Source organism: Tateyamaria pelophila (assembly GCF_019966495.1).
Taxonomy (GTDB): domain Bacteria; phylum Pseudomonadota; class Alphaproteobacteria; order Rhodobacterales; family Rhodobacteraceae; genus Tateyamaria; species Tateyamaria pelophila.
Map to the genome: position 1 here is coordinate 1 of NZ_JAIMIA010000178.1, position 6,768 is coordinate 6,768.

General features: G+C 51.8%; 7 protein-coding genes. 6 read left to right on the top strand and 1 reads right to left on the bottom strand.

Annotated elements, in window-relative coordinates; all coding sequences use genetic code 11:
* Positions 1-226 precede the first annotated feature (226 nt).
* Entirely contained in the window at positions 227-553 is a 327-nt protein-coding gene (locus tag LC354_RS25455) for a hypothetical protein (RefSeq protein ID WP_223428767.1), read from the top strand.
* Between the two features lie 322 nt (positions 554-875).
* On the opposite strand, the gene LC354_RS25460 is transcribed toward LC354_RS25455, so the two are convergent.
* The gene (locus tag LC354_RS25460) at positions 876-1,304 is read right to left on the bottom strand and encodes a MarR family winged helix-turn-helix transcriptional regulator (RefSeq protein WP_223428768.1); all 429 of its coding nucleotides are present in this window, start codon (positions 1,302-1,304) and stop codon (positions 876-878) included.
* Between the two features lie 182 nt (positions 1,305-1,486).
* Between LC354_RS25460 and LC354_RS25465 the strand changes: the two genes are divergently transcribed.
* From LC354_RS25465 to LC354_RS25485, 5 genes are all read left to right on the top strand, one after another.
* Positions 1,487-2,077 (top strand): hypothetical protein, encoded by a 591-nt coding sequence (locus tag LC354_RS25465; RefSeq protein ID WP_223428769.1) that lies wholly within the window; start codon positions 1,487-1,489, stop codon positions 2,075-2,077.
* A gap of 801 nt (positions 2,078-2,878) precedes the next feature.
* Positions 2,879-3,223 (top strand): hypothetical protein, encoded by a 345-nt coding sequence (locus tag LC354_RS25470; RefSeq protein ID WP_223428770.1) that lies wholly within the window; start codon positions 2,879-2,881, stop codon positions 3,221-3,223.
* A gap of 236 nt (positions 3,224-3,459) precedes the next feature.
* Positions 3,460-4,938 (top strand): hypothetical protein, encoded by a 1,479-nt coding sequence (locus LC354_RS25475; protein WP_223428771.1) that lies wholly within the window; start codon positions 3,460-3,462, stop codon positions 4,936-4,938.
* A 61-nt stretch (positions 4,939-4,999) separates the two neighbouring features.
* A complete protein-coding gene (locus LC354_RS25480) occupies positions 5,000-5,617 on the top strand; it encodes a hypothetical protein (protein ID WP_223428772.1) in 618 nt (205 codons plus the stop codon).
* 157 nt (positions 5,618-5,774) lie between these two features.
* Positions 5,775-6,695, top strand: coding sequence for a hypothetical protein (locus tag LC354_RS25485; RefSeq protein WP_223428773.1), 921 nt, complete (start codon positions 5,775-5,777; stop codon positions 6,693-6,695).
* Positions 6,696-6,768: the final 73 nt, after the last annotated feature.

Sequence of the window (6,768 nt, forward strand, 5' to 3'; positions counted from 1 at the left end):
CCCGGAACGCGATACCGGCGCCCCAGAAATCAGAGACGCCGCATGAAATCGGCGGACAACTCCTTTGACAAACACCGACGATCTCCAAAGAACAGATAGCGCCATCAAATCTTGGAATCAAACACCTGCAAAACCTGGGAACAATTGAATCGTTAATCTTACAGAAACGCTTCAATCGAAGCCCTGTGCTATTTTGACATTGTTCACCAGTATAGAGGAATTGAACATGACAATATTGAAAGCCAAGCGCGAATTGGCGTCAAAAATTTTCAGACAAATAGCGACCGCTGAGCCGGAAGTTCTATCCCGGTTATCCGATCTGGACTGGTTCGGGATCGAAGTTTCCTGGCCAGATGACGAAGCGCTTTTCAGCGGCGATCTCGCGGTCAAGCTCTGGGATGAATTTTGCATCAAAAACCATTCCAGAACTCTAATCTTGTCGCCATTTCGGGTAGGGTTAGAAGATGAATACACTCTCACTGAAATCGGAGACGCGATAGAATCCCAATGGGAACGCACTGTAGAATTGAGGCACTTTGATCTCAGCCCATAGCCGCTAGTTTCTCAAGATCTTGAGGGCGCTACCAAAACACCTTCTGCCAGCATTCGGCCGAAGATGTCTTGTCAAAACCATTTACTGTGCTCAACCCCGTTTTTTTTGCAGGGTATTATGCCCATCGGGTTCGGTATTTGTCTCGTCTACCGAAGCCGAGGCAGGCTTCTACGTGGCTCTGGTACGATCAGACATGACCGCTTGACCTAGAGCGCAGCGGTCGGCCAAGATATCGGGGAACAAGGCCGGAAAATGGGTTCGATCCGCAGGTTGAAACTGATTTACAACAGTTTCTTTCTGCGTAAGTGCCTTACGAACGTCTTTAGATATCGTTTTGAAGCGTCGCCAGGAGCGCCTGGCGCAGAACAGTTTTTTCTCCGGTGGACAGTGGTTTTTGTAAGCCAGCGAGGAATTCGTCGACTCCCGGTTGCGCGCCAGAATATGCGGCGCGTCCTTGATCTGAAACTTCTAGGACGGTACTTCGGCCATCGGTCGGAGAGGGTTTGCGGATCACAAATTGGTCGCGCTCAAGTCGGGTGATAGTTCCAATTATCGTCGAAATATCGGTCGTCAGTCGTTCAGAGATATCTTTCGGTGTCATTGGACCAACCTCTATCAGAAGTCGGACAACAGAATACTGCGCCGCCGTGATTTGATACGGCCGCAACACATCGCCCAGTCTGCGCGTCACGGCTCGCGCAACCGCAGGCAGTAAATCCAGAAATGCGTCTTGGTGATGTTGATCTGACAACTGCACGCTCCAAAACTAGTCTGTCTGGCATACCATGTAATGCAGATTGGTCGCTGCGAAAAGCGCTCTGATGCCAGTTTTCTAGATGGAATCCCTAGATTTGGCCGCCGCTGTGCCATTGCGGGAGTTCGGTACTGAATATACTTTGCATGCCTTGACTAGTTGTTTGCAAGGAAATATGCATGCCATACAAAGTAATGGAGATTATCATGGCACGCTCGAAGATCAACACAGCCGCCACCAACGACGTCTCAGAAGCCGCAGGCTGGATTGCACCTTTACGCCGAATGCACGCTTTTCCAGCCATGTCGGCAGCCGACGCGCGCAAAGAAGCACGGCGTATTGGAGAAACCGGAGAGTTGGCCTTCAGGGCTTTTCTCGTTAGTCGCGGATTCAGCGTCGTTGATTTCTCCGATATTGAGCCCGCGGATGCAGGAATAATGCTCGGAAAACGCTGTGTGCGATTCCAAGTGAAAACTGTCGCGGCCTGTCGCGATGGTTATTACCACTCGACATTTCAGCGAGGATTTGGAGGGTCAGCTAAGGGTGTTTTTGAATATTCCGCTGGTGACTACGATGTCGGCGTGACGGCCATTCCAGCGGCGAGTACGTTTGTGTTTCACACCGATCAGGCTAAAAAATCTTTTCGAGTGCATGAAAGAGATTTACCTGCCTTGCGAAGGAGTCAGCGGGATCGCATTTTCCTGGCTTTGATCGAAATCGGAGCTCTGGACCGCGACGACATCGAACAGATATCGACACCTTACCCCTGACATCACCTGCTCCAATAGATGCCGGCCCCGTAAGCGCGGCCAGTTCATGAAACACTGCGCCGCTATCGGCCCAATGCAGCAACAGAGAGATCAATCGGCTAAAAAGGCAACAACCCGACATGCCAACACGGCTCTCAGTCACACCGTCGACGGTGCGGCAAATCGAATGCCGACGCCCTGAGCAACAATCTCCATAGCACCAAAAATCCCCGCGATCTTCTCCTTGTCAGATTTATCGCCGCTACATCCCGCGATGACAGAAGCCACAAACCTTAGACTTTCCTGCCCTTCGGCGAAGCGGTATCAACCACCTCGTCCGGTCGATTCCGTATAAAAGCAACGTTTCAATGGCACTGTAAGACTTGCTCTGAGGACGGCGCAAGCGCCATTCTGACCAGGCTTTTGCGCCTACTGCGGAGTGGGTAAGATCTTCACGAATTTCTTCAGGTTCTTTGCCGTGGCGACGAGATCGCTCTGGCGGCAATCGTTTAGCTTTGTTTGTCAGGCCCCCTCCCCGCTTTAGCGTTCTGTTAACCTCTGCGGCCCACATGCCTCTTGTTCAACCGCGAGAGATTCAAAATGAATAACTTTACAAGCCAACCGCCAGGTTCAAGGATCGACGACCCCTACAAAGCGTGGCGCGATAGGGTGGATCGCGAAATGTCTGCACTCGCCGCAATAGGTCTGTCTCAGGATCTCTATGCTGTTCCGCTCACACCCCGGTCACTGTCTCCGTCGGATCAAATTCCCGCCGGTTGGGCTCTAATTGGTCACATTTTTTTGGAGACCACTGGTAAAAGAATGACCCTCACTATCGGGCAGGCCCAGGGCATCGAGTCGGGGGATCGCGTTTCGGCAAAACAGATGTGGTCCGGGATCAATGCCTCGCAGCTTATTCTCAGCATTGGCAGGCTGCCGCGTGCGGGGTCCTGGCAACAGGTGCACCTCGCACCGACCGTCGACGGGAACGGACGTGTTTACCGCTATCACGGTGTTTGGGATCTTGGCGCTGCGCGCTTTTCAGTGACGCTGCAACCGGTCGCCACTCAGCAAAAGCACCCGGTCTGGGTGTGCTGCCTCGTGCGCCAGCGGGAGCCAATGACAGGCGTCACCGCCCCATTCGTGCCAGTTTTTCATAGCCGCTGACGCTCAGCAAAATTCATACCCGTCTCAAGATTTCTCCTACCTGAAAGTGATATCCTTCCCATGATTGATGCTAGATACCCACGGCCCCTGCCCTCCATACTGGCTTTCCTCACCCTCCTCGTCAGGGTGAACACTATGGACAGCCCGGCGATTTGGATTTGTCAGCGCGCATTTGGATTTGTGAAACCTCAGCCTGATCGGGCTCACAGGGAAACGCAGACAAATGGACTTCAGCTATGACTAGATGTGTTGTGCTGCGCTCCGGTTCTGATTTGCTGACTGCCATCAACAGACAGGATGCGATTTCCAAACTTGATGAAGAAGAGATCAGGCACCTGTCGCTGGACTTGGTTCTCAACGCATTTAGCCGGGCTCGGGTCACAGAGGGTCGGGTCAGCCGACAGTCTCTCGCAACATCCGGATCGCTGCAAAAATACAGAAAAACTGTAGCCACCCTCACCCGAAAAAACCGCCATCGAAACGCCTATTCAGAATATGAGCGCCGAAATCGTCTGGATCTTTGGCAATCCAAGAACACACGCCAGCGCGCCCGTTCGGCTCTAGTCTGCCATGCCTCAGAGCAACTCGAAACACTGGTTAGTTTCTATTTTCAAGCGCTCATTGCGAACGTCATTGATCCGCGCGCTAAATCAATCGTTAAGCGAGCCTTTCGAAGCCGGGTTCTGCATCCTACCACAGCAGAGTTGGAGCCCCGGATATGGGAAACCCTATCAGTACCAGACATGAAGGATCTGGCATGCGCCGTCCGCTTCCTGCTCAGCCACCCGGCACATCCAATCCCTAAAGGAAGTCAGACTCATTCTGGATCGTCGCAGACCCGCCAAACAAAGCGCAGTGCCCTAAGAGCTCTGAACCAACATCAATCGCGCAAAGAGAAGTCGAACGCGTGCTACGACTGGCGGAGCCATTTCTGGACCACGGCAGTTCTCCACGATCCTTACATCAACGACCATCTGCGTGCCTGTATTGCGGTGATAATGACAACAGGTTGTCGCCCGTCTGAGCTTTCGTCACGGCATGGAGTTTCAATCGAAGTGCACGACAGGGATCGCCCCCCTGCCCTTTCGATACGAATCCAGTCGTCGAAAGTGGATCGTGAACAGAGCGATCCGAATTTCGAAGGGAGTGTATTCCAGCCGCCTGCGGCCAAGACACCGAAAGCAGTCGATGTCACATGGCAAACTGCGCCTCGTGGCCAGCCTTGGCGCCAGATGCGCGTTTTGTGCCATTCACCCGAGGCTGTGTGGCTGGCTTCTTACATTCAGCGGTTACAAGAAGGTGGAAAAATCCCCCCCGGCCCTGCACATTTGGCCATCCAGACACCGGAAATGTCGCCCGACGGCACTTGGCTACATTCGTCGGAACGGGATCGACGCGTTACCGTGAAACTCGGCAAACTGATCGGCCGGCTCGGAAAAACTGTTTTCCCGCGCCTTCAAACACTGACCCCATATTTGTTTCGTCATGCGGTCGCATCGGATCTGAAAACCTGCGGCACATTTACCAGCGAACAGATTTCTTGGGTTCTTGGCCATCGCAGCACACGAACGGCGAGCCTGTACGGCTCAACCAAGTCTTCTGGAAAGCGTCTTGATCTCCGATCAGAACAAATTGTTGATGTGACTGCACCGGAGCCTGTTCGAAGCCACTCGTCATTCCACAATAACTCCAAGAAAAACCCCGTGCCACCGTAGGTCAAGAAAGCGGTTTTTCCGGACATCTAGCCTGCTCGGAGTCGGTCGAAAGCAACACGATATGTTGGCTGCCCGGACCCAATTTGCGAAACCAGATTTGTGTTTTGCAAGCTCCCAACAAATTTCTCTTTATAACCCAACAAGAAAGAAAACTATGGACAACAATTTCAACAACAACAACAACAACAACAACAACAACAACAACAACAACAACAACAACAACAACAACAACAACAACACAAAACACAACGCCCTTACAGCAAAGTTTTTGGTTTTGTCGTCGCAAATCACCGTCGCTCAAACAGCAGAAGCCGCGGTAGAACTGGCCCTTAATTTTGAACAATCGGGATGTGAGCTTGAGGATGTGGCAGACCTGTCGTGGTCCAATGTTTACCGGATCGCGTCTGAGTTAAATGATCAAAAGTCTGATGAACCTATCGAGGCGATATTTATCAGCGCCGCAGAACTGGTCGTTGATTTAATGACAGAACCGCACGCTCTGTGTGAAATTGTGGCGGCCAAGGCGAAGGCACTGCGCGTGGCCGTCGTTTGCAAACATAATCACGAAGTCGAGGCTGCGCTCCAAAATGTGTTGGAATTCACCGCGGAACACAAAGGGTTACCGTGGGGCATCTTGGAGGATGTCGGTGAACTGGGCAGTCCAACAAACAAAACGTAGAGGTGCCTTCCAGTCACTGTTGGCACGCCCTGAACCGTCACGCGTCGCGCCGTTCAGGTCCCAGCATTTGATTAAGATAATGTGAATCGGCTGGCTGTTTTAATTTCAGCGCAATGCGTCACTGGCAAATTGATCTGAACAAAAACAGGTCAATCAAATGAATAATAACAACAGCAGGCGCCACCGGCACGGTGATCTCGACAAATACTACACGAATCCCACTATCGCCGACGACATTACGAGAGTGATCCAGACCTTCTTACGTGAGAAACATCTTGAAACCAGTTTCGATCGGATCGTTGAACCCGCAGCCGGAAACGGGGCATTCCTCAGGCCCTTGCTGGTTTTTGGCAAACCGCTCACAGCTTTTGACATCGCGCCAGAGCATCCAGAAATTGTCGAAGCCGATTTTTTCGACGTCAAGAATTCCAGCCGAACGCTTTATGTAGGCAACCCGCCGTTTGGACATGCAGCCAATTTGGCGATCCGCTTCTTTAATCATGCAGCCGCAAATAGCGCCGAAATCATTGCATTCATTTTGCCGCGTAGCTTTCGGAAATCCAGTGTTCAGGATCGGTTGGATCGTCAATTTCATCTGGTTCTGGATCATGAAATCCCAACGGATGCTTTTCTGGTCAATGGTCAGAAGCACGATGTGTCCTGTGTTTTACAGATCTGGCAGCGGCTACCCCAGCAGCGCCCTAAAAGGGTAATAGCAACTTCTCCCTGGATCGAATTCACTGACCCAGGGAATGCGGATCACGCGATCCGACGGGTTGGTCGACGCGCGGGTGATCTACTCACCGGACTAAATCACAACCGCTCAACGACATTGTTTTTCAAAATCTCGCACCCAAAAGTGTTGGATATTCTGAGGGAAAACGCAGAGCTTAGAGCGCTGGGTAACAACACGAGTGCGGTCAGATCAATTTGCAAAAGCGAAATTCTCTACGTGGTCGAGCAAGCTATGGTGCCCAAGTCAGCCCCCTCTCTTCACTCAATTTGTCGCCGGACAGGTGCGAAGATCGGCTCAGCCTTGAATTTTCATTTGGGCGTAACTTCGTGCGGGTACAATTAGGCAGCACACCCATTAATTCTTGTTTGATTGCATAGTTTTGTGATTCAGTTTCGTTCAAACAACGGGCGGGAGG